General features: G+C 55.8%; 23 protein-coding genes. 8 read left to right on the top strand and 15 right to left on the bottom strand.

Translation table 11 applies throughout. The features are described 5' to 3' along the window. Window positions 1-12: 12 nt before the first annotated feature. From cbpM to JEM67_RS22580, 3 genes are all read right to left on the bottom strand, one after another. Window positions 13-318 (bottom strand): chaperone modulator CbpM, encoded by a 306-nt coding sequence (cbpM, locus tag JEM67_RS22590; protein WP_013814347.1) that lies wholly within the window; start codon window positions 316-318, stop codon window positions 13-15. Beyond that, window positions 311-1,237 carry a curved DNA-binding protein gene (gene cbpA / locus JEM67_RS22585; RefSeq protein WP_199637811.1) on the bottom strand — a complete coding sequence of 309 codons (927 nt, stop codon included), beginning with the start codon at window positions 1,235-1,237 and terminating at the stop codon, window positions 311-313. Before cbpA ends, cbpM begins: the two co-directional genes overlap by 8 nt. A 64-nt stretch (window positions 1,238-1,301) precedes the next feature. Next, complete coding sequence (locus JEM67_RS22580) at window positions 1,302-1,706, bottom strand: DUF308 domain-containing protein (protein ID WP_199637809.1); 405 nt, start codon at window positions 1,704-1,706, stop codon at window positions 1,302-1,304. 145 nt (window positions 1,707-1,851) lie between these two features. Between JEM67_RS22580 and actS the strand changes: the two genes are divergently transcribed. Next, entirely contained in the window at window positions 1,852-2,607 is a 756-nt protein-coding gene (gene actS, locus JEM67_RS22575; RefSeq protein ID WP_199637807.1) for an amidase activator ActS, read from the top strand. 49 nt (window positions 2,608-2,656) lie between these two features. Here actS and JEM67_RS22570 read toward each other — a convergent pair whose 3' ends face one another. The 3 genes from JEM67_RS22570 to JEM67_RS22560 are packed head-to-tail and all read right to left on the bottom strand — an operon-like array spanning window position 2,657 to window position 6,271. Next, window positions 2,657-4,045, bottom strand: coding sequence for a c-type cytochrome (locus tag JEM67_RS22570; RefSeq protein ID WP_199637805.1), 1,389 nt, complete (start codon window positions 4,043-4,045; stop codon window positions 2,657-2,659). Beyond that, the gene (locus JEM67_RS22565) at window positions 4,042-5,697 is read right to left on the bottom strand and encodes a GMC family oxidoreductase (RefSeq protein WP_199637803.1); all 1,656 of its coding nucleotides are present in this window, start codon (window positions 5,695-5,697) and stop codon (window positions 4,042-4,044) included. Before JEM67_RS22565 ends, JEM67_RS22570 begins: the two co-directional genes overlap by 4 nt. 10 nt (window positions 5,698-5,707) lie before the next feature. Then, window positions 5,708-6,271 (bottom strand): sorbitol dehydrogenase family protein, encoded by a 564-nt coding sequence (locus tag JEM67_RS22560; RefSeq protein WP_199637801.1) that lies wholly within the window; start codon window positions 6,269-6,271, stop codon window positions 5,708-5,710. Window positions 6,272-6,640: 369 nt separating this feature from the next. On the opposite strand from JEM67_RS22560, the gene JEM67_RS22555 reads away from it, so the two are divergent. Further along, window positions 6,641-8,401: an ABCB family ABC transporter ATP-binding protein/permease gene (locus JEM67_RS22555; RefSeq protein WP_199637799.1), complete on the top strand. Its 1,761-nt coding sequence runs from the start codon at window positions 6,641-6,643 to the stop codon at window positions 8,399-8,401. A gap of 51 nt (window positions 8,402-8,452) precedes the next feature. On the opposite strand, the gene JEM67_RS22550 is transcribed toward JEM67_RS22555, so the two are convergent. Beyond that, window positions 8,453-8,842: a tautomerase family protein gene (locus tag JEM67_RS22550; protein ID WP_199637797.1), complete on the bottom strand. Its 390-nt coding sequence runs from the start codon at window positions 8,840-8,842 to the stop codon at window positions 8,453-8,455. Between the two features lie 148 nt (window positions 8,843-8,990). Between JEM67_RS22550 and JEM67_RS22545 the strand changes: the two genes are divergently transcribed. Continuing rightward, window positions 8,991-9,935 (top strand): LysR family transcriptional regulator, encoded by a 945-nt coding sequence (locus JEM67_RS22545; protein ID WP_199637795.1) that lies wholly within the window; start codon window positions 8,991-8,993, stop codon window positions 9,933-9,935. Here JEM67_RS22545 and betI read toward each other — a convergent pair. Next, entirely contained in the window at window positions 9,893-10,516 is a 624-nt protein-coding gene (gene betI / locus JEM67_RS22540) for a transcriptional regulator BetI (RefSeq protein WP_199637793.1), read from the bottom strand. The genes JEM67_RS22545 and betI overlap by 43 nt on opposite strands. 158 nt (window positions 10,517-10,674) lie before the next feature. Here betI and JEM67_RS22535 point away from each other — a divergent pair, with 158 nt between their 5' ends. Next, the gene (locus JEM67_RS22535) at window positions 10,675-12,219 is read left to right on the top strand and encodes a BCCT family transporter (RefSeq protein WP_199637791.1); all 1,545 of its coding nucleotides are present in this window, start codon (window positions 10,675-10,677) and stop codon (window positions 12,217-12,219) included. A 16-nt stretch (window positions 12,220-12,235) separates the two neighbouring features. Here JEM67_RS22535 and JEM67_RS22530 read toward each other — a convergent pair whose 3' ends face one another. From JEM67_RS22530 to JEM67_RS22510, 5 genes are read right to left on the bottom strand one after another with little or no spacing between them, the layout of a single operon-like run. Then, window positions 12,236-12,679, bottom strand: a complete 444-nt coding sequence (locus tag JEM67_RS22530) for a universal stress protein (RefSeq protein ID WP_199637789.1) — start codon at window positions 12,677-12,679, stop codon at window positions 12,236-12,238. A 21-nt stretch (window positions 12,680-12,700) separates the two neighbouring features. Next, a complete protein-coding gene (locus tag JEM67_RS22525; protein WP_199637787.1) occupies window positions 12,701-13,471 on the bottom strand; it encodes a siderophore-interacting protein in 771 nt (256 codons plus the stop codon). Beyond that, the gene (locus JEM67_RS22520; RefSeq protein ID WP_199637785.1) at window positions 13,452-14,897 is read right to left on the bottom strand and encodes an efflux transporter outer membrane subunit; all 1,446 of its coding nucleotides are present in this window, start codon (window positions 14,895-14,897) and stop codon (window positions 13,452-13,454) included. The genes JEM67_RS22525 and JEM67_RS22520 overlap by 20 nt, the downstream gene beginning before the upstream one ends. Beyond that, a complete protein-coding gene (locus JEM67_RS22515) occupies window positions 14,894-15,955 on the bottom strand; it encodes an HlyD family secretion protein (RefSeq protein ID WP_233527803.1) in 1,062 nt (353 codons plus the stop codon). Before JEM67_RS22515 ends, JEM67_RS22520 begins: the two co-directional genes overlap by 4 nt. A 23-nt stretch (window positions 15,956-15,978) precedes the next feature. Further along, window positions 15,979-17,517, bottom strand: coding sequence for an MFS transporter (locus JEM67_RS22510; protein ID WP_199637783.1), 1,539 nt, complete (start codon window positions 17,515-17,517; stop codon window positions 15,979-15,981). 140 nt (window positions 17,518-17,657) lie between these two features. Between JEM67_RS22510 and JEM67_RS22505 the strand changes: the two genes are divergently transcribed. Further along, window positions 17,658-18,560, top strand: a complete 903-nt coding sequence (locus tag JEM67_RS22505; RefSeq protein WP_199637781.1) for a LysR family transcriptional regulator — start codon at window positions 17,658-17,660, stop codon at window positions 18,558-18,560. A gap of 44 nt (window positions 18,561-18,604) precedes the next feature. Here the strand turns inward: JEM67_RS22505 and lldD are convergent, their stop codons facing one another. Next, entirely contained in the window at window positions 18,605-19,744 is a 1,140-nt protein-coding gene (gene lldD, locus JEM67_RS22500; protein WP_199637779.1) for an FMN-dependent L-lactate dehydrogenase LldD, read from the bottom strand. Window positions 19,745-20,080: 336 nt separating this feature from the next. Beyond that, entirely contained in the window at window positions 20,081-21,001 is a 921-nt protein-coding gene (locus JEM67_RS22495; RefSeq protein WP_199637777.1) for a LysR family transcriptional regulator, read from the bottom strand. Between the two features lie 433 nt (window positions 21,002-21,434). Here JEM67_RS22495 and JEM67_RS22490 point away from each other — a divergent pair, with 433 nt between their 5' ends. The 3 genes from JEM67_RS22490 (at window position 21,435) to JEM67_RS22480 (ending at window position 23,436) form a co-directional block, all read left to right on the top strand. Then, window positions 21,435-21,638 (top strand): DUF4762 family protein, encoded by a 204-nt coding sequence (locus tag JEM67_RS22490; protein ID WP_199637775.1) that lies wholly within the window; start codon window positions 21,435-21,437, stop codon window positions 21,636-21,638. 188 nt (window positions 21,639-21,826) lie between these two features. Next, a complete protein-coding gene (locus JEM67_RS22485) occupies window positions 21,827-22,492 on the top strand; it encodes a DsbA family protein (RefSeq protein ID WP_199637773.1) in 666 nt (221 codons plus the stop codon). After that, on the top strand, window positions 22,492-23,436 hold the full coding sequence (locus tag JEM67_RS22480) for an ABC transporter (protein ID WP_199637771.1): 945 nt from the start codon (window positions 22,492-22,494) through the stop codon (window positions 23,434-23,436). Before JEM67_RS22485 ends, JEM67_RS22480 begins: the two co-directional genes overlap by 1 nt. The last annotated feature ends 4 nt before the right edge of the window (window positions 23,437-23,440 follow it).

The raw sequence follows: 23,440 nt of genomic DNA, 5'->3' as shown, positions 1-23,440 counted from the left end.
GATCCCAGGATATCAGGGCCTGCTGACGAACCGTGCAAGCTGTTGGTGCAATTGGCTGTTTTCTTTACGTAAGTGCTCAATTTCCTCCAGCAGCGTCAAGGTGACCGCAATGCCGGGCCAGTCCAGCGCCAATTCGCGATGCAGCTGTTGAGCGCGATGAAAAATGGTCAGCGCATGATCGTCAAATACCCAGTCTGTAGCCGCCGGGTTACGTGGTTCGATCACCCCCAGCCCGACAATTTCCGTTAACTCATCCTCTGAAACACCGGTATGCAGGCAAAATTCGGTAATGGTTAAAGTGACTTGTACGTTAGCCATTTTGCTTACTCCACTCTTTGCGTGGGTCAAAAGCGGGTTGAGCTTCCGCCAGTTGTTGCCACAGCGCCGCATTTTTTTCGTCCGGCTTCGGTGGCATCACGACCTTGATCACCGCATATAAATCCCCGGTTTCTTTCTTGCCGACCAGGCCTTTCCCCTTGATACGCAGCCGCTGGCCGGTCTGGCTGCCGGCGGGAATGGTCAGCAGAATAGCGTCTTTCAGGGTCGGAACCGGTACCTTGGCGCCGAGCGCCGCTTCCCATGGCGCTACCGGCAAGACGATCTCCAGATTATGGCCGACGATGTCGAACAGCGGGTGCGGCGCGATGCGGATGATCAGATAGAGGTCGCCGTTGGCGCCGCCGTCAGTACCCGGCGCACCCTGGCCTTTCAGGCGGATGCGTTCGCCATCGCCCACGCCGACGGGGATCTTCACATTAAGGGTTTTGGGTATTTCCTGCTCCACCATGCCGAAAGCGTTATAAACCGGCAGGCTATAACGGATGGTCCGGGTTTGCTCGGCCAGGGTTTCCTCAAGGAAAACCGCCACTTCCATCTCGATATCTTGCCCGCGCATGGCGCGGCTTTGGCGCCGGTGTTGCGAACGCGTGCGCTCGCCAAACATGGAGGAAAAGATATCGGAAAAATCTTCGGCGTTATTGGCGTTGCCGTGCTGTGTCTGGCGGCCATAATTGGGGTCGTTGCGGTGTTGCACCAATTGATCGTATTCGGCGCGACGTTCATCGTCTTTTAACACCTCATAGGCTTCCGCGACCTCCTTGAACTGCGCTTCGGCATTCGATTCGGTGCTGACGTCGGGGTGATATTTTCGCGCCAGACGACGATAGGCAGTTTTGATAGCCTTGAGATCGTCCGAGGGCTTAACCCCTAAAATGGCATAATAATCCTTGAATTCCATAACGTTATCATCTCATTTCAATCTTTCATCTGAGGGAATGGCTGAGCCTGCATTGCATGAAACCTTACTCATGGTGGGGCACTTGCCACCGGGACGTCGACATAATTGTGCGGTTGGGCGCCAATGAGCGAAAAAGCCGGGACGATAACTCCCCCCTTATGCCGGCTAATGGACTGGTGATGAACCGGTAGCCGACAATCAGATAAGCCTCGCCCAGTAATATGCCGCCGATCAGCGGCCAGGCGTTTTGCGCCCAATTGGCTATCATGCCTGCCACCAACGTTGTGCCGCTCAGCAGCAGTAATACGCCGACCAGAATGCTCAGCACTGTGCCGGATGCCAGGGGGATAATCAGGCGCAGAATACCGCCCACCAAGAGCAGGAAGGCAATGATCAGCAGGGCAGTGCGTTGCTTTTTGAGACGTTCTTCACTCAGGGGGGGCAGATTTTTATAGTCAGCACTTAACATGACAGTCCTCCATTTGTCGTCTGGCACTCAGTAATCCCTACTTGTTTAGCATAGTCCTTTTGGCGCTTTTTGACTGCCCCGGTGCAAATGTTACTATTGACGGCTGACGCGTATCAGCGCCCGGAAATATGATTGAGGACAGGATTTGAGCACAGGAAGCAAACTTGCGTGGTGGCGCCGCGCCGCAGTGTGTCTGACATTGAGCCTGCTGTTGGCCGGTTGTTCGGGCAAAAACAGCTATAACCGCGACTACGACAAACTGCCGAAGGGCAGCTACAGCGGCAAATCCTATACCGTCAAACGTGGCGATACGCTGTATTACATCGCCTGGATCACTGACAGCGAAGTCAGCGAACTGGCCCGAATCAACAAGATACGCCCGCCTTACGGGCTGGAAGTCGGGCAAAAGCTGCGCCTGAGCGGCAGCGCGCCAACCAAAACTGCGTCAAACCGGCGTAAAAATACCTCTTCCGGTGCGGTGTTGGCTAAATCGACGCCGCCGCCGGGGACTTCCCGCTGTTGGCGCTGGCCGGCTACCGGCAAAATTGCCCAAAAATATTCCACAGCAGACGGCGGCAATAAAGGCATAGATATCGCCGGCGCTCGCGGCCAGCCGATCTTCGCTTCCGCCAAGGGCAAAGTAGTGTACGTCGGTAACCAGCTGCGCGGCTACGGCAACCTGATCATGATTAAGCACGGCGAAGACTTCATCACCGCCTATGCGCATAACGACACCACGCTGGTGCGCAATGGTCAGGATGTGAAGGCAGGGCAAAAGATTGGCACCATGGGCAGCACGGGTACCGACTCGGTGTTCCTGCATTTCCAGATCCGCTATCGCGCCTCCGCACTCGATCCGCAGCGCTATCTGCCGCCGCAGGGCTCTTCGCCATCCTGTTAAGCCTGGAGATAACGGCCCGTTCCCACAGGGAGCGGGCCCCTATCGCGGGCTATTTCCGCTTCCTTCCACATAGCCAGATCAACGCCAACAGCACCACGACTGCAACTCCGATGGCCGGAGCCATATAAGGCTGCAGCTTCGCGAGCAGCGGTACCGGGCCGCCGGTGCGCAGCATCGCCACGTCCTCCTCGCTTACCGTCACCTCCGGGTTGCCGTAGTTTTTCAGCACATAATTGCTGATGGCGGCGATTTGCCGATCGGTTAATGGATTGACGTAGGATTGCGGGCCAAAGTTCGGCATCAGCACGTCCTCGCTGCCCGCTTTGCGCTGCACGCCGAACAAAATGGCGGAGATCAGGTTGGCCGGGTTGCCGGAACCGGTGGCGGTATTGTTGAACAGCGAAGGATAGGCCTGGTTTTTGCTGCCGCTGCCGTCCGGTTGGTGGCAACTGGCGCAGTTGCCGCTGAATAAGGCCGCACCGTCGCTGACGGTATTATTGGCATTCGACGGATGCAGACCGCGTAGCGTCGGTTCGACGTTCAGCGGTTGACCAAAGCGGTCCGCCGCCTGCTTATCCTGAGCATCGCGGATCGGTACGGTACTTTTCAGGTAGACGGCAATGGCCATCAGATCCTGTTCAGGCAGGTATTGCAGGCTGTTTTCCACCGCCTCTGCCATGCCGCCAGCGGCCTGATTTTTCCCGGCGACTCGCCCGGTTTTGAGATACTGCACCAGTTCTTCATTGCTCCAGCCGCCGATGCCGCTGACGGCGTCCGACGTAATGTTCGGTGCATACCAACTTCCCACCATGCCCCCCGCCAGCGGTTTATCGGCGCTTTCCGCCATCAGCAGGTTGCGTGGCGTATGGCAGGTATCGCAATGCCCAGGGCCGTTGACCAGATAGGCGCCGCGGTTCCACTGCTCGCTTTTCTCGGCATTGGGCTGAAAGCGGTTCTTATCCAGAAACAGCAAGTTCCAGCCGGCCATACTGAAGCGCATATTGAACGGGAAGGGCAGTGCGGTCGGCGTATTCTTCTGCTCTACCGGCTTCACTCCCTGCATAAAGTAGGTGTAGAGCGCGTGGATGTCCGCATCACTCAATTTGCTGTAGGAGGTATAGGGCATTGCCGGGTAGAGATAGCTGCCGTCGGCGCGTACCCCATCGCGCAGTGCACGAGCGAACTGTTGTTCCGTATAGCCACCGATGCCGTCTTGCGCCGAAGGGGTGATATTGGTGGAGTAAATTACGCCCATCGGCGAGTTGATGCCGTAGCCGCCGGCAAAGGGCTTGCCGCCGCCAGGTTGGGTGTGGCAGGCCTGGCAGTCCGAAGCTACGGCAAGCTGCTCACCCTGTTTAAGTAACGCCGTGCCATCGTCGGTCGCCAGGGCGGCGCCGCTCAGCCCCAGCAACAGGGTCAATCCAAGCTGTATCTTCATGATTTTACCGCCAGCGATTGGGCGATGTCGTCGGCGGCCTTGATGCCCAACGCCGCCATGGTTAGCGTGCTGTTGACTACGCTGGCGGAAGGAATGGCGCCGCCACCCGGCAGCCAGAGGTTGGCATGGTCGTGGGTGCGGCAGTTGCCGTCCACCACCGAGTCATGCGGATCGCGGCCCATAATGGTGCCGCCCATGATGTGATTATTGGCGTTCAGGCTGGTGGTGATTTTGAATTCATCGGCATCGAACAGGCGTCCAATATGCTCCAGCTGTTTATGCGCGGCTTCGGCGCCCTTGCGCACGTAATCGCCGACGTCGTAATGAATATCTGGACACGGCAGGCCGTGAGCGTCCTTGCGGTTGGCGCTCAGCGTCAGGCGGTTGTTCGGGTCTGGTAACGGTTCCAGGCTAATCGACAAATCAACGCCATAGGCCGCGCGCCGACGGATCTCTTCATCCAGCACTTTACCTAGCAGGCCCTGCGCCAGCGCTTTTTGCGTTGCGGGAACTATCTGATTGATATTATTAAGTATCATCTTGTTAGCAGAATAGTCCTTACGGAACTCGCCGTCGCGCGGTCCCACCAGGCAGCTGCTCTGCGCCGGGCCGCGGCCGAGCCACAGTGGCTCCTTAGCCAGGAAGGTGCAGTGAAAGCCGGAGTGATCCATCATATTGCGCCCAACCTGATCGGAAGAGTTGGCGATGCCGTTGGGGTTCTGCTTATTGGCGGCAAGCAGCAGCAAGCGCGGCGTTTCGATACCGTTGCAGGCCAGCGCGAAGGCGTTGGCACTGGCTTTATGCGAGCGTTTTTGATTATCCAACCAGTGCACGGCGGTAACGCGATTCTGGTCGTCGGTATCAATTTTGTAGACCACCGACTCGGCCAGCACCACTGCGCCTTTCATTTCCGCGCGTTCGACATGATGGATGCCGTTATACATGGCGCCAATGGGGCAAATCGGCTGGCAGTTGTTGTTGCCGCAGCAGGTCGGGCGGCCTTTCCACGGGCGGATGCTGCGACCCTGCGGGATTGGCACCGATCGGTAGCCGTGCGGGTTGACCACTTCGGCGAAGCGGGTGTCGCCATAGGCCCAGGGCACCATGTCCATCGGATAAGGTTTGCTGCGCTCCACCGGCGATTGCTGCGCCGGATCGTTGGGGCCTGCGACACCGATTTCCTCTTCCGCACGGCAGTAGTAGGGTTCGAGATCGTTATACGAAATTGGCCAGTCGCGACCGACGCCGTACAGGGTTTTCATCTGGAAATCGCTCGGCAAATGGCGCCAGCAAGATGCTGCCCAGTGCCAGGTGGTACCGCCGACGGTGCGCAGATAGCCCTGTTTGAAGCTGCCGGCGCTGGGGCCACTAAGGGCTACGTAGTTGTTTTCCGGGAAGTAGAGCGGTGCGGTGGCGTATTCAGATTGCGGATACAGCCCCTGGAAATCTGAGCCCGCCCGGTTATCGAACGGCATGTTGCGCCAGTTTTCCACCGCTTGGGCGCGATCGATGCGCAGGCCAGCCTCCAACACCAGGACGGAATAGCCGAGGCTGACCAGTTGGTCGGCCATGATGCCGCCGACAATGCCGGAGCCGACGATCACGATATCGGCCGATGCGTCGCCATTGGCGGTAAATTCAGGTTTTTTCATCAGGATAATCTCAGCGAACGGGTGTCATGGTCATCGGCGGAGCGGCGGTCCACCACAGTGGGCCGTTGCCGCAATAGGTCGGTACGATCAGCGCATCGCTGGCGGGGCGGTACATCAGCGCATCCTTGTAGGCGATCAGCACAGCTTGCTGGCCATGCCCGACGGTGCCGGTATACCAGGCGCTGATAATGGCGGTGATCAGATCCTGCAGGCCGGCCTGGATTGCCAGCGTTTGCAGCTGTTTGGCACTTTGCTCCGGCTGCAGCAGGGCGCTTAGCTGCTTAATCTGAGCAGAGAAATTGGGGATGCTGTCGCTCAAGGCGGTGAATATTCGCGCCGACATGCCCTGATCGATGTCCTGATGTTCGGTAATAGTCCGGGACAGAGTGAAGAAACGTGCAAAGACAAGCGGGTTGGCTGCTGCGGTTTGCTGCTCAGCCTGGGTCAGAAATGGATAGCCAAGCAGGGAGGTGGCGACAAGGACGGAAGCCATGCCGAATAACACCTCTCTTCTTCTGAAACCGGTTCCATTGTTATCCGAACGCAAATTTTCGCTGGGTAATGCAGTGCTCATGGTGAATTTCTCGCAACGGGTGTTAAAGCCTGAGTAGGCGAAGGTAGGGCAGATACTGAATACAAGATGATGAAATAAAATACTTTTGATTATTGATCGATAGCCAATAATTCATTTTATAATAATTTTTTCGGATATTAACGTGGTGATAACTTCTCAACAACAAGTTTTAACGGTGAGCCTGAAAGATCGCACTTTAAGAATAAATGGGGCGAAGGAAAGCGGCAAAATCGCCGAGCTATGGGGGCTTGCTCCAGCGATACAAAAAAGGCGGCGATAGCGGATTTCATAAGGGTTTCGCCGTCATACGTGCCAAAATGGATCACTAGCCGACGTCGCCACTTTGACTAAGAAGATAAATATTACCTTATGGATCGCTCCCGTTTACTGACTTTTCTGCTGCCTTATCTCTGGCCTAAAGATAATCCCAAACTGCGCTATTACTTGGTGATCGCTTTTATTTTCATGGTGATATCCAAGGTCAGTACCACATTGGTACCGCTGGCGTATAAGGCCATGGTCGACGGGCTGAGCGGTGAAAGCGCCAAAGTGTTGGCCATTCCCATCGTGTTTATCGTGGCTTACGGCGTCGCGCGCGTCGGTGCCGCGCTATTTGAAGAATTACGTAACGTGATGTTTGTGCACGTCAGCCAGAATGCCACCCGATTGCTGGGGTTGCGCGTATTCAGGCAGTTGCACTCTCTGAGCCTGCGCTTTCATCTGGAACGCCAGACTGGCGGGCTGTCGCTGTCGATCGAACGCGGCACCCAAGCGGTGGCGACAGTGCTTTCACGGTTGCTGTTCTCTATTTTTCCTATCCTGTTCGAAATCACCTTGGTGTCGGTGATTATGTGGCACCTGTTAAACGGCTGGTTTGCCTTGGCAATTGTGGCAACGGTCGGCTGTTATATCCTGTTTACCGTGATGGCGGTCAGTTGGCGAACCCGATTTAGGCGTGAGCTTAACCAAGCTAACGCCGATGCGAACACCAAATCCATCGACAGCTTGCTGAACTATGAAACGGTAAAATACTTCGGTAACGAAGATTTTGAAGCCGAGCGTTTCAATATGTCACGCCGATTGTACGAATATGCCGCCATCAAAAATCAGTTCAGTTTTACCGCCCTCAACCTCGGGCAAACCGCCATTATCTCCATCGGGTTAATAGTGATGATGGCGATGGCGGCGCAAGGCATTGTGCAGGGGCGCTTGACGGTGGGTGACTTTGTGCTGGTGAATGCTTATCTGCTTCAGCTGTATCAGCCGCTGAATTTTTTCGGTTTCATTTATGCCGAAGTCCGGCAAGCGCTGATCGATATGGAAAACATGTTCGATTTGCTGCAGGAAGAGCAGGAAATTGTCGATAGTCCTGATGCCGCGGCCCTTCAGTTGTCGCGTGGCGAAGTGCGCTTTGAGGCGGTCAGCTTTGGCTATGATGCGCGTCGGCCGATTTTGAAAGACGTCAGCTTCACCATTCCGGCCGGTCACACCGTGGCGGTGGTCGGCGCTTCCGGTGCCGGCAAATCTACGTTGTCCCGGCTGCTGTTCCGCTTCTATGACGTGAACGGGGGGGCGGTACTTATTGACGGCCAGGATATCCGCAACCTGAAGCAGGCTAGCCTGCGCGCGGCGATCGGCATCGTGCCGCAAGATACCGTGCTGTTCAACGATACGCTGGGCTATAACATCGGTTATGGCAAAACCGGTGCCAGTAAAGAAGAGATCGAACGGGCGGCGAAGCTGGCACATATCCACGAGTTTATCGCCAGCCTGCCTGACGGCTATGAAACTCGGGTGGGCGAGCGGGGGCTTAAGCTGTCCGGGGGCGAGAAGCAGCGGGTGGCGATCGCCCGCACCATTTTGAAAAACCCGGCGATCCTGGTGTTTGACGAAGCCACCAGCGCACTGGATACCCAAACCGAACGCGAGATCCAGGCACATCTGCGTGAAGTGAGCCGTGATCATACGACTCTGGTGATTGCCCATCGCCTGTCCACGGTAGTGGACGCCGATGAAATCATTGTGCTGGAGGCGGGAGAAATCGTCGAGCGTGGGCGTCATGAGGATCTGCTGCAGCGAAATGGCCGTTACGCCGCGATGTGGCAAAACCAGTACAGCGAGGAGTCATAATTTCATTGGCTAACGTCCGGGCACTAACGAACCGGGCGTTAGCCGCAGGCATCACAATTCGCCTGTCAGATACTGCGCCACGCCGTTGCCAAAACTCCAATCGCCCTTGCTGTTGGTGGTGATAGACACCATCAGGTCACTGCTTTCGATTCCACAGCTTTCTTTCAGCTCACGGCTGAGATCGGCGTAAAACCGCTGTTTCTGCTCTTCGGCGCGCGGGCTGGTGATCACCCGCACCACCACCAGATCGCGGGTGCGCGTCAGGTTAAGGCCGGTGTCTTCGATCACCATATGGTGAGCCTTGTTTTCATGAACAATCTGATAGCGATCGCGCTGCGGCACCTCAAAGGCGCTGAGCACGGCACGGTGGGCGGCATCGAGCAGGATTTTCAGTTCGGCTTCGCCGCGGCCCTCGATAACTTCGAAGATAAGTAATGGCATTTGGATAATCCTGTCAGTGAGTTAAAAAAATTTCAGATGCGTAGGGCAGCGTTTTTGCATCGCTTCCGATAATCCATCTTAGCCAAGCCGCAGCAGGGGAAGAAGCGCTATACTTGAACTCATTGTTTATATAAATGAACAGTTGGCGATGAAAAATCCAAAAATAGACACCCTGTGGACCCATTTGCACTGGCTTACCGTACTGGCCGAACAGGGCAGTTTCACCCGTGCAGCGGAGCGGCTGGACGTCAGTAAAGCGGCCATGAGCCAGAAAATAAAAGAGATCGAAATGCTGGCCGGGGTACCGCTGGTGCAGCGTACAACCCGCAGCGTCCGGCTGACCGATGCCGGGCTGAGGTTGGTAGAGGAACTGCGCCAGCCTTTCGCGCAGATTAAACAGAGTTTCTCCGGCATCTGCGACTCCACCGGGCCGTTGCGCGGTTCGGTGCGGGTAACGGCGCCGGTGGCGTTTGCCCGCCAGCAGTTGGTGCCGCGCATTACCGGCTTTCTGCGCGCCAACCCGGAGGTGCGGGTACAGCTCGAGGTGTCGGACCGGCTGGTATCGTTAACCACCGAAGGTTTCGATCTGGCGATCCGCCATAGCGATAACCTGCCGGATACGCACGTCGCCTGGCGGCTGTGCCCGACGGAAACGCTGGCGGTGGCGTCGGCGGACTATATTAAACGGCACGGCATGCCAGCATCCCCCGCCGAGCTGCAACGGCATCAGTGCCTTTACTATCCGCGGGGGAGTGAGCAGCCGGGCTGGAGTTTTGTCGCCAGGCACTCGCCTGAGGGGAAAGTGGACAAGGTTCGCGTGCCGGTCAGCGGCCCGTTTGCCACTAACAACAGCGAATCGATACGCGATGCGGCGGCGGAAGGGCTGGGCATTGCTCTGCTACCGGATTTCAGCGCGCAGCAGGCGCTGGCGGACGGGCGGTTGATTGAGGTACTGCCGGCCTGGCGCCCGATTGGCGCCTTCGCCGATAGTCTTTACGTAGTGCGGCCCTATGCACCGCAGGTGTCGCGTGCGGTAACGGAGTTCAGCAGCTACTTGCGCGGCGCTTTTGCCGAAGGGTTTTCCGCCGGCTGACCTTCGTTCAGGATGCGCACCACATAGTCGCAGGCAATGCGACAGTCCTGCCTGAGATCCGCTTCGCCACCGGCCAGGCTGCCACGTAGCCACAATCCATCGATCATCGCCGCCAGCCCGCGAGCGGCATCGCGCGCCTGTTGTTGCGGCAGTTCACGGCGGAACTGGCTGCAGATATTGGAATAGAGCCGGCGATCGTTGGCGCGCTGCAAGCGGCGCAGCGGCGGCTGGTGCATGCTGGCCGCCCAGAAATCGAGCCAGGCGCGCATCGAGATCGCATTGGTTTGGCTGGGATGAAAGTTACCCTGAATAATGGCAAATAGCTGTGATTGGCTGTCGGCGGCCGCCTGGCTGCGGCACTCGGCGACCGCGTCGCGCAGATCGCGCAAGATCTTGCGCATGGTGGCGCTCAGTAATCCCTCTTTATCGCCAAAGTAGTGGCTGACGATACCGGTAGACAGCCCCGCTTCTTTTGCCACCTGCGACAGAGTGACGCCGGCCAGGCCGACGACGTTAATGGCCTCGAAGGCCGCGTTAATCAGCTGTTCCTTACGCTGCTCCGGAATGTCTTTACGGTACATTTTTTCCCCGACTGATAGGCAAATCACAGTTTTAATTTGATTGATTGAACGGTCAATCAATACTCTATATGCTGCAAAAATGTCAAATAAATGGCGATTAAATGTTAACTAAAGGTTGCATTTAAACCGTCTGTCTTTTGCATCATGGAACCCTGCCAATGACAGTGAATAGTCTCCCCTCTCACGGTGAACAACCGATTAGGTTAAATGCACCGGTATTTTTCAGCTCGGCGGCAGTGATCCTGCTGCTGGGCGTATTGATCGTGCTGTTCCCGGCCGGCAGCAAGCAGTGGCTTAACCTGGCTCAGAGCTGGGTAGCCGATGTGTTCGGCTGGTACTACATGTTATTGATGGTTGCCTGTATGGCGTTTGTTTTTTGGCTGGCGTTGTCGCGCTTCGGCCATATCCGCCTTGGGCCGGACGACGAGCAACCGCAGTTCAGTTATCCCTCTTGGGTGGCGATGCTGTTTTCATCGGGTATCGGCATTGCGCTGGTTTATTACGGTGCTTACGAGCCGCTGGATCACTTCCTGTCGCCGCCGGAAGGCAGCGGTGGCAGCGTGCAGGCCGCGCGTCAGGCAATGGCGCTCACTTTTCTGCACTGGGGGCTGCACGGCTGGGCGCTGTATGCGCTGATCGCCACCGCGTTGGCGTATTTCGCCTATTGTCGCGGCCTGCCGCTGGCGTTGCGCTCGGCGCTGTATCCGATTTTCGGCGAGCGCATTCACGGTGGTATCGGCCACCTGGTGGACAGCTTCGGCATTTTGGTCACGGTGATCTCGATGGTGACCAATCTGGGGATCGGTGCCTTACTGGTTAACTCCGGGCTGTTTTACCTGTTCGATATTCCGCAAAGCAACGGCGTGTTGTTGGTGCTGATCGTGGTGATGATGGTGGTGGCCACGCTGGCGGCGGTCACCGGCGTAGAAAAGGGCATCGCGATACTGTCCAATATCAACGTCGGCTTTTTGTGCCTGCTGCTGCTGTTCGTGTTTCTGGCCGGCCCGACGCTAAACCTGGTCAACGGCATGTTGCAGAACGTGGGGGACTATCTGACCTCGATTGTCAGCAGAAGCTTTGACATGTACCTGTACGGCAAGGCGCGCCAGTGGCAGGGCGCCTGGACGCTGTTCTACTGGGCCTGGTGGGTAGCATGGGCGCCGTTTGTCGGCCTGTTTATCGCGCGCATCTCCAAAGGGTGTACCCTTCGTGAATTGATCTTCGGCATGTTGCTGATCCCGCTGGGCTTTACCCTGGCGTGGTTGTCGATCTTCGGTAACACCGCCATCAGTCTGGTGCTGGAAAGCGGGCAGGCGATCCTCGGCCAGGTGGCGGTGAGCGATCCGCCGATGGCGGTATTCAAGCTGTTCGAATACCTGCCTTATACCCAACTCACCGCCGGTTTCACCGTGTTGATCAGCTTTGTACTTTTCCTGACGCCGGTCGATTCCGGCACGCTGATGATCGCCAACCTGTCTTGCCAAGGCGGCTCGGCGCAAGATGATGCGCCGGCCTGGCTGCGCATTTTCTGGGCCGCGGTGACCACCGTGGTGTGCATCGGCCTGTTGTATGCAGGCAGCTTCAGCGCGATGCAGACCGCCGTAGTGCTGTGCGGCCTGCCGTTCTCGGCGGTGATCGTGCTGTATATGGTCAGTCTGCATAAGGATCTGCATCGCTACGCCATGAAGCCGGTGACGTCTTGAGGCGTGAGTGCAGGTATCAGCGCGGGATCACCAGCACCGGCTGGCCGATCTCGTCCAGCAGGCCACGGGTAACGGAGGCATTCAGCCAGCGCCCCAGTGAAGACAGATGCCGATGCGAGATGATTAACAGGTCACAGTTGAACAGCACCATTTGCTCAGGGATCACGTCGATGGGCGCGCCGCTGGCCAGCAGACCTTGGGCACGGAACCCCATTTGGTTCAGCGCCCGGATCACTTGCCCCAACTGTTTTTGCGCCAATGCCTCTTCGTGCTGAGCGGCCGGATATTCGTCGCTTTCATCGCTGCCGAAGCGCAGCCCACTGTGGCTGAGTGTGAAAGCGTTATCCACCACCGTCAGCACTATAATGCCGGAAATGCAGCTTTGCATGCGTTGCATAAATTGCAGGGCGTTGCCGCTGTGTTCAAAGTTATCTACTGCCAATAGCACTTTACCAATCATAGTGACTCCCGTTCGTGCGGTTTAAATTGCACCCTTGAAATTAGATTCCCCTTTTTTCCAATAACCTTTGGCGAACAGCGCGGTTTTGGGGATATCCAATTCATTGATAAATCGGTCCTTCAGATAAGCGGCGATCTGGCATTCACAGGCTATCCACACCTGGCCCTGACCGGCGGGCAGAGCGAAGTGACTGACGGCCTGCACCAACGGGCTGTTCATTACGCTGTCAAAATGTCGGGTGCGAATTTGCCAACTGTTAACCCGCAGAAAGGGGTAATCGACGGTCTGAATTTCCTGCGCATCGCTCACTTCGGCAAACCACAACACCGGTAAAGGCTCTGACAGCGAGGCGAGGATGGTACGCATGGCGGGCAGGGCAGTTTCATCGCCGAGCAGCAGCCAACGGGTTTGCGGCAACAGCCGAAAACCGCCGGAACAAGGGCCGGCAAACCCTAACTTATCGCCCGGCATCGCATCTCGTGCCCAGTCTGATGCCGGACCTTCGCCATGCAGCACCATATCGATGTCGAAGGTACGGGCGAATTTGTCGATGCCGCTCAGCGTGTAAGCACGGCCTGCCAAGGTATCGCGGCAGGGGAAAAACACCTTGATCCAAGAGGCCGGCTCAAGCGTGCGCGGATCGGCAATAAATTTATCCACTTCGTCCCCGCTCAGGGTAATGCGCTTGGTTTTCGCGGTCATTTGCCTCACTGCGCTGACTCTGGCTTCACGCTTGCGGCGGGTATCTTTTTCCAGAATATCGTCGACAATTTTATTCAGCGTGTTGTGCATAAACGGGCTCCTTAGGCGCTGCTGACGGATAGGTTTGCTCCCAGCCGCCGCCCAGCGCTTGATATAAATTAACTACGGCGAGTGCCGTTTCCTGTTGGGAAACGATCTGAGCAGATTGCAGATCCAGCAATGCGCGCTGCGTGTTCAGGACGTTGATAAAATCGCTGGCACCGTTCAGGTAGCTATCGCGAGCCAGCGCGAAAGCGTGTTGGTTAGCGGCCAGTGCGTCGGCCAGATGCGCTTGGCGCCGTTGTTGAGATTGATAACCGGAAAGGGCGTCGTCTATCTCATGCCAGGCGCGAAGAACCGTTTGCTGATAAGCAATGGCCATTTCCTGTTGCCGATATTCGCTCAAACGTACACGCTGCGTGATTTTCCCCCCGTCGAAAATCGGCAGGTATAATGCGGGGCCAATGGCGAAGGTTCGGGTGGACCAATTGCCCATGTCCGATAAGGCCAGAGCCTGATAGCCTGCGTTACCGGTCAGCGTAATTCGCGGATAATAGTCGGCGGTGGCCACGCCGATCTCTGCGGTGGCCTGATGCAAACGCTCTGCCGCTTCACGGATATCCGGCCTGCGCAGTGCGAGTTCCGAAGGCATCCCCATCGGCACGGGGCGAGTCAGCAACGGTAGTGGACCCGGCGGCGTTAATGCCGCTTTCAGCGCACCGGGCCGTTCACCCAGCAGCAGGCTGATGGCATTTATTAGCCGATTTTGCCGGTCGTCCAGCTCCGGTAACAGGGCTTCCACCCTGTCCAATTGCACTTGTGCCTGGTCGATATCCAGCTCGTTGCCGGCGCCGTTTTGGTATCGATTCTGAGTTAACTGCAGCGTGCGCAGTGCCGTGGCGCGGTTTTCCCGCGCGACCTCCAGCAACCTCTGAGTGGCGCGCAGGCGCAGATAATCACTCGCTATCTCTGCCGTCACCGAAGTCAGTACCGCTCGACGGTTCTCTTGCGAAGCGGCGAAACCGGCCCGGGCGCTTTCCGATGAGCGGCGCAGCTTGCCCCACATGTCCAACTCCCAGACGGTGCTGAATCCGCCGCGCCAAAGATTAAAGTCCGCCTCGCCGTTTTTACCGGACGGATCCATGCTGCCTGCTGAGGTAGCGTGCTGGCGCTGGTAGCTGCCGTCCAGGCTCAGATCCGGCGTTAGGGCCGCGTCAGCGATCCCCTGCAATGTGCGGCTTTGTTGCATGCGCGAGGTAGCTAATTGCAGATCCAGATTGTTTACCGCCGCACGTTGCACCAGCTGCGACAACTGCGAATCATTGAATATTGACCACCAGGCTACCGGTAACGGATCGCGGCCGGAGTGAAGATCCCAATCTCTGGGCAGAACATTTTGCGGTGGGGCATAGTTCGGGCCAACCTGTTGGCAGCCGGTTAACGCCATGAACAGTAGCGGAATGACGGTTCTGTTCATTGCAGCCCCCTGTCCAGCGTATTGATGCGGACGTCCGCAGACATACCGACGCGCAGGGCATTCAGCAGCGTGGCGTGTTCTTTATTGATATCAAAAACAATTTTTACCGGTATGCGCTGAACAATTTTTGTGAAATTGCCGGTGGCGTTTTCCGGCGCCACGGCTGAAAAACTGACGCTGGAGGCTGGAGAAATGCTGTCCACCCGGCCTTTCAGCATTTGCCCGGGAAAGGTATCGATGCGGATGTCTACCGGTTGCCCGTGCACCACTTTTTCCAATTGGGTTTCCTGGTAATTGGCGATGATGTACAGCTTGTCCTGCGGTACGATGGCCAGCAGGGCATCGCCCGGTTTGACAAATTCACCGACCCGCAGACTTTTTTTGCCGATAATGCCACCGATCGGCGCGGTAATGCGGGTGTAGGACAGGTTTAGTTCAGCCATGGATTTTTTAGCCTGCGCCAGCGTCAGTTCGGCATCGCTGTCCGCCTGCCGGGCCTGCAACACTTGCAGCATGTTTTTCGCTGCCTTAAGCGCCGCTTCCGTCTGAGCTACGTTGGCTGACAGGGTGTGAACGCGCGTCGTTGCCTGCTGCGCCGTCTGCAAGGACCCCGCACCGCTGTTGGCCATTTTCTGATAGCGGCTCTGTTCCTGGCGGGCAAACGCCAGTTCAGCCTGCGCAGCCTGCCGCTCCGCCTGGGCGCCAGCAATCAGCGCATTTTGTCGAACCATGTTGGCTCTGGCGTCTTCCTGACGAGCACGAGCGGATTGTTCCTGTGCCGCTGCCTGTGAAAGAGCGACATTGAATTCGCGTTGGTCGATGACGGCCAGCAGTTCCCCCCGTTTGACCCACTGATTGTCTTTAACCAGCACCTGGGTGATTTCACCGGCTATTTGCGGAGATATGCGCGATATATCGGCGCGAATATAGGCATCGTCGGTATGTTGCTGCGTTTCATTGAAAAAAAATTTACTGATAAATAAACCCAGCGTAACAACGATAATTGTCAGCACGGCAAAGGTGGCTTTTTTATTCGCCATAACGTTAACTCCACTCATTATTCATTCCTGATAATAAATTGCTAAGCGGCAACCGACCTCGGTGGATAAATACGGGTCGGCATAAAAAGAATCAGTGCCGTCAGCAATAACGCCAAGCCAGCCACCAACATATAAAGGTCGGCGCTGGCCAAGACGTGACCTTGTCTGCTGGCGATCTGCGACAGTTGTTCGCCAGCGGCTGCCGAGGTGTCACGGTATGTTGAACCAAAACCGTCGGTGATAACGTCGGCGTGAAAATCTCCGCGCTGCCGGCTGAGCAGAGCGATAGCACCGCTGGCCGCAGTGGCCGAGAATCCTTTCACCGCGTTGAACCATGCGGCCGCAAAAGGGCCGTCGGTCGGTAACAGCCCGCCGGTTGCCTGCATCAACAGCGGTATAATCGCCATCGGTTGGGCAATCGCCTGCAGCAATGCAATGGTGTGAAAACTGTCGCCGTTCCATTCTGGCGTTAGTTGAGAGGCCAACAGGCAGGCGGTGGCCATCAACAGCAGACTGATGGCCAGTACCCAGCGGCAATCAACCCGTGGCGTATTGCAAATAACGGCGATAATCGGCAGAGTAATTAATTGGGGTAGCGCCACCCATAACATCATGTCTGACGTTTGTTCCTGTCGATACCCTTGAATCGCAGATAAATAACCAGAAGTGATATTTACCAGTGACACCATAATAATCAGAACCCCGCCCAGTGTTATTAATGAAAAAGACAGGTTTCTTTTCTTTAATAATTGGAGATTGAAAAAAGGTAGCGGGTGAAACCATTCGTTGATCAAAAAGAGCATTAACAATCCGATACCGCCCAATAATAAAACGTATATCAGCGATGAATTGAGCCAGTCGAGCCGCTCCCCCTGAGAAATGCCGGTGGTCAGCATGCCCAGCGCAGTACCGCCGAGCAGCAAACCGCGCCAGTTGAACTGCCGCAAGCGTTCCAGCCGCAGCGGATCTTGCGGCAGACCATAGCCGATGCAAACGGCGGCGATCGCCATCAGTGGCAGATTCCAGTAGAAATATCCACTCCATCCCCAGTGAAAGGCAAAGGCGGCGGCTGTGGCACCGAGGGTGGCGCTCCAGGCGGAAACCCAACCGTAGGCACCTAATCCCAGCACTTTGATCAGCGGAGGCATAAAGCGCAGTACCACGGTCATCAGCATCGGCGGCAGGGCACCGCCGGCAAAACCCTGGAGGCTCCGTACTGCCAGCAGAGCCGGATAATGGCCTGCCAACCAGGGGGTGATCAGCCCGCCGGTCAGGTAAATGGCGGACATCACCAGCGCCACCCGGCGCAGTGAAAAAGTCGGCCAGAAGCATGGAGTAAATCCAGACCCGATCACAAAGCCGGTGACATAGCAGGTGGTCAGCCAACTCCCGGCATCCTGGCTCAGCAGCATGCCACCTTGAATGTCCGCCAGGGCGAATTTGCTGGCATTCTCGCCCACTCCGCTGGCCATGACCGCTAAAAAAACGCCGAATAATCCCAACCAGGTGCGGCCGTTAATTTCGCCCGCGCTGGTGAGCCATTTGTTCTTATGGTGCGACGTAACAGACGCATCAACCATTCCTTACTCCTGCTGTTTCATCATCAATCTTTGTTGTTCGTGGGCAGTATCCAGATTTCTTTAGATTGTTTAAAATGAAATCATGTAATTAAATAGTTGCATAAAACGCAATCCAGAATATGGCTGCAAAAGGAAAAGCGATGCCGCAAAAAATTGATTTCAACCTGATCTATGCGCTGAATCTGCTGCTTGAAGAGGGGAGCGTAGGAGGGGCCGCAGAAAAGATGAACCTGAGCGCACCGGCGATGAGCCGCATTTTGGGGCGGATTAGGCGTCAGTTTGACGATCCCATTATGGTCAGAGCCGGTAAAAATCTGGTGCCAACGCCGCGCGCACTGGCGCTGAAACGGCAGCTCAGCGACATCATCGAGCAGGCCACGGCGTTGATTGCGCCAACTGAATCATTCGATCCGCAAGGGTTGGAAAGGACTTTTACCATTCGCGCCAATGACATTTTTATTGGCGCGCTGGCGGGCGGGTTGTTGGAGACGCTGCGAGAAATGGCGCCCTTGAGCAGCCTGAAGTTTATTGCCGAAAGCGATACCGATGATGATGCGCTGCGTATGGGGAAAGTGGATCTGGTGATTGGCTCTTCGCGCAACTGGCACCCGGAAATCAAGACTCAGAGTCTGTTCGCCAGCAGCTTTCAGGCGCTAGTGCGTCGGGGGCATCCGATCATTGATCAGGTCACGCCGGAAACCCTGACGCATTATCCTCACATTAGCGTTTCACGACGCGGGAGGACACAGGGGCCGATCGATGATGCACTGCGGGATCTTGGTCTGCAGCGCAATGTTACCCTGACCTTACCCGGCTTTCATTCGGCGATGATGCTGACCATGAAGTCAGATTTTATCCTGCCGCTGCCGCGCCATGTGTTGCAAGGGGTGAGCAGCGTCAGTCTGCCGTTGGTAGAGATCGAACTGCCTCTGGCGCTGGAATCGGTATTCATCGTTCAGGCCTGGCATCCGCGTTTGGACCGTGATCCTGCACATCAATGGCTGCGGCAAACCATCAAGGATTTCTTTTTGCGGCGGGAATAATCCGGCGGAGCGTTTGAGTTCATCTCGCATGCAACCGCCGTGATTCAGCGCCCGGCGACCAGCGATCCGGCGCCGATATCCGCGATGGTTTTCGCGCCGGTGAGCGTCATGGCGACGCGCATTTCCTTGTCGATCAGTTCCAGCAGATTACTGACGCCGGCGCCGCCGGCGGCGGCCAGCGCATAGACGAAGGCGCGCCCCAGCAGCACGCTGTCGGCGCCCAGCGCGATCATGCGCACGGCATCCAGACCGCTGCGGATTCCGGAGTCGGCCAGCAGGGTAATCTCCCCTTTTACCGCATCGGCGATCGCCGGCAGCGCGCGGGCGGTCGACAGCACGCCGTCCAACTGGCGGCCACCGTGGTTGGAAACGATAATGCCATCTGCGCCGAAACGCACCGCATCTTTGGCATCTTCCGGATCGAGAATGCCTTTGATGATCATCGGTCCTTCCCAAAATTCGCGGATCCATTCCAAATCTTTCCAGGAGATGGAAGGATCGAAGTTCGTCCCCAACCAGCCAATGTAATCTTCCAGACTGGTGGGTTGGCCGCGATAGGCCGATACGTTGCCCAGATCGTGCGGCTTGCCGCGCAGGCCGACGTCCCAGGCCCATTGCGGATGAGTAAATGCCTGCAACATGCGACGCAGGGCGGCGTTAGGGCCGCTCATGCCGGAATGGGCGTCACGGTAGCGTGCGCCTGGCACCGGCATATCGACGGTGAACACCAGCGTTTTCACGCCGGCGGCTTTGGCACGCTCCAGCGCGTTGCGCATAAAGCCACGGTCCTTCAGGACGTATAGCTGGAACCACATCGGCCGATCGATAGCCGGCGCCACTTCTTCGATCGGGCAGACCGACACGGTGGAAAGGGTAAAGGGAATGCCCTTCTGCGCCGCTGCCCGGGCAGCCTGTACCTCACCGCGACGGGCGTACATGCCGGTTAATCCGACGGGCCCCAGTATCACCGGCATCGCCAGTTTTTCACCGAACAGGCTGGTTTCCAGACTAAGATCCGACATATTGCGCAGCACGCGCTGGCGCAGGGCGATGTCGGCCAGATCCTCGGTATTACGCCGTAGCGTATGTTCGGCGTAAGCTCCACCGTCAATATAGTGGAACAGAAAAGGGGGGAGCCTGGCCTGTGCAGCGGCCCGGTAATCGGTTGACGCGGAAATAATCATGTTTTTACTCTCTGCGATGGAGGCCGCTGATTACGGCGTGCGGGGGGAATGTCGACCTAAAATGTAGCGAAAGTATTAATAATTATGCTGTGTTTATTCTAAGCGCAATAGGTGAAGGGGTTCTATGCCGGATTGTTGGCCGGCCTGGCAAGGGTAAGAAATAATGGCGTTGGGGTAATGAAACCTCTAATTAAAGATGTTTTTAATCAGTTGGTTATATTTTATGGGAATACGCAGCTGCATTCATTAGGCGTTAATTTGCCACAGTTTATGTCTGAAAGTGCTCTAATCCCCGTTGCCGATGGTGAAAGTTAAATGCCGATAATGTGAGCCGTTTCAAAAAAAGTGGCTGATATTTTGGTAGGACGTAATGATATGTTCGATCAGCAGGCGGGTTTTTAACGGCAAATTGCGGGTGTAGGGATAGACCGCGTAAACGCCTAATACTTTTGCACAATGGCCGGCTAAAATTTCCACCAGTTTACCGTCCTGCAAATCCTCGTACACCATGCAGCGCGGCACCATGGCTATGCCATAGCCGCCGATGACCGCTTTGCGGATCGCGCGGGCGTTATTGGCGGACAGGTTGCCGTTGACCTGCAGTTCGTAAATGTCGTTGCCGCCCGGTTGCTTCATTAACCAGTTATCGGTACCGCTTTCCTGATAGGTATACGTCAGGCAATTATGCTCAAGCAGATCAGCGGCCGACAGGGGCTGAGGATGGCGCTCAAGATAGCCAGGCGAGCAGACGATCACCCAGCGGGAGTCCAGAATTGGGCGTGCGATAAGGCTGGAGTCGGGCAGGGTACCGGTACGGATCGCCAGATCTACGCCTTCCTCTACCAAATCGACAAAGCGGTTTTCCAGCCGCATTTCTACCTTCAGATTTGGATGTTGCGCGCAGAACTCCGCCACGCTTTCGCTGAGCAACAGTTCCCCGGAAATGGTTGGCACCGACATACGGACAGTGCCGGTCAGCTCTTCACTTTTTTCACTGACGGCGTATAGCGCATCCTGAACTTTCATGCCGATGTCTTTGGCCTGCTGGTAGAGCGCCTGGCCGCTTTCCGTGAGCGTCAGACTTCGGGTCGTACGGTACAGCAAGCGCGCGCCGAGGGATTTTTCCAAACGACCAATGCGTTTGCTGACCACAGAGCTGGTCACGCCGGCGGTTTCGGCGGCTTTGCTGAATGAGCCGCAGTCAACAATCAGGGCAAATAGAATCAGGTCATTGGCGTATTCGTGTGTGGCTAGCATTGGCATCCTGTCATCGCAGAGACCGGTTTGATACGTCAGTGTAAATCCGGCACGGCAGGAAGCAATCTTTTCGTCGCCGCTTACAGGCTTTGTCAACTGGTCAGACCTGATGATTTCTTATTTAAATAGCACTTGATTTGAGAATTATCCTTTTCGTTGCCTTCCCATTTTTACTGGGATTTTCTTATTTTCTTATTTTTATGTCATTTTTAATAGAGTTATCTTATCAATAAGGCTTAGCGGGTAAAGTAACGCTATGGCTGAATGTAGATAATTGTATTGATCTGCCAGTTTGAGAAGGCTATTATTTTTGCGACTCGGTTTTATTGTTAGTCAATTGTCCCTGCAATAGTTTTTTAGAATTGTTTTTTGCCTGAAGTGAAAAGCAATAGCGTCGTGTATTTCTAATTTTAATATAAATAAGGATATTGTAATGAAAAAGATCAATCTGTCTGAAGCGGAAAAAGTCGTTGGTGGTACTTTCGTTTGCACCAAAAATTTCGAGTGGGTGGGAAGCGGCAATAACCGGACCTGCGACCTGGTAACAACCTGCGCAGATAAATTCGGCGGAGTGAAAAAAACCTACCGTCCGGCACCTTCGGCCAGTTGTCTTGGCGGTACCAGTGTTCCTAATTAACCGATACGTGCTGAACGCCTGCATTTAGGTTAACGGTTATCAAGCGGGGTGGTTTCTGTTGCCACCCCGCCTTGGTCCTGCCGGCGTTTTATCAATAGCATAATATTGCCGTTCATCACGGTGTTGAATTTCCATAATAAATGTTCACCTGGCAGGTTTGAATGTTGGTTCGTTCGCAGGATGCGCCCATGTATAAACGTCCACTGTTATTTTTTAGTTATACATTTTTTATTTTTGCTATTACATCCATTATAACTTCGGCATATTTCCACGTTTACGTTATCAATCAACCCGAAGGCGTGGGAGTGAGAGCTATTGCGCCGGAGAAGGTGAGTGGCAGCCCAATATCAGAGGTTAATGCTATTGTCGAAGTGTTTTCTTACGCCTGCCATTATTGCGAGATAAATGAAAGCAATATCGCCGAGTTGGAAAGAAATCTGCCCGCAGGGACCCGTTTGATACGGCTGCACCTCAATGACGACGATCAACGCGGTATGGCGGCGTTTGCGCCGCTGTTTGCCACGCTGACGGTCATGGGGATCGAAGCGCGGTATCGTCCGGCCGCCTATCAGGCAATCATAAAAGAAAAGATTAATTTGGCGGATAGGCAGCACCTTGTCGGTTGGCTGAAGGCTAACGGCATTGATGAAGTGGCATACGATAGGGCCAGTGCTTCTGCACCGGTGAAAGAACTGCTGGCGTATATGTCGTCGGTAAGCCGCTATTACCAGGTCAATGCTACCCCGAGCTTTATCGTCAACAGGAAATGGCTGGCGGTGCAAGACCGCGACTTCCCAGCCTTCAGCGAGCAGTTACTGTCCCTCTTACAGCATGATAAGCCGCTGGAGCCCTGATGCGTTTCTTTTCCGTATGGGTCTATCTGGCATGGAAAAATGGTCTCGACGGTATAGTTCGCTATACCACAAAGCTCGTCGGTCTCAGGGATAGGCTGGTGTGCACCATGCTGCGGCGTATGGATTACCGCCTTTATTTGGGGCTCCGGCATCGGCTGCATTGCCGGTCATTGTTGCCGTCTGGTCAGCGCAACCGGAGCGCGGTGGCCATGGCGAATTATCGCAGTTTGCTGGGGCGCGCGGATGAACTGGATTTTTCCTGGTTGATGCAGCGGCGGCGGTTGTTGGATTTTGCCGCGGTTTATGCACATAACGCCGAGCTTTTGGGCCAACTTGCACAGTGTTCCGCCCGGCTAAACCGGGTGCTGGAGCCTTTGCAGCGGTCTGGAACGCCGGTGATCCTGGCGCCGATGCATACGGTTTCCGACGTGTTGGCCACGCTGGTGGGGGCTGGGGTGTATCCGGGGCAGGCCACGGTGATTGTCTCGGGCGAGGCGCAGGAGTATCTGCGGCAGGCTCCAAAGTGGCAACAGAATGTTGACCTTTGTTCCATTCACGACGATCAACGGCGGATTGCCGGCAAGTTGACGCAGGCGATGCTGGAAGCCGCAGAACATCGCCGCAATATTATTTTGTTCCCGGATATCACGCCGGATTACACGCTGAACAGCAATAAGGATCTCTCGGCCAAGCTGGCCTGCCGTTTGTTCAATCGCCCGGCGCATTTGCACAGCGGCATTGCCCGGTTGTCGCGCGCGTTACAGGCTCAGGTGGTGTTTTACTCACTCTCTTACGACGGCGGGATCCACATTCATATCGATGAACCGGTTGCTGCAGAAAATATCGGTCGTGTCCTGCCAGGGATAGTGGAAAGGGCAATGGTTCGGCATGCGGATGATTGGCTGTTATGGCATTCGCATTCATTGTTTTTTATTAATGAATAAGTCA

It is taken from the genome of Serratia sp. PAMC26656 (genome assembly GCF_016469055.2).
Classification (GTDB): Bacteria; Pseudomonadota; Gammaproteobacteria; order Enterobacterales; family Enterobacteriaceae; genus Serratia; species Serratia plymuthica.
This window is presented reverse-complemented; position numbering and strand designations above follow the sequence as displayed.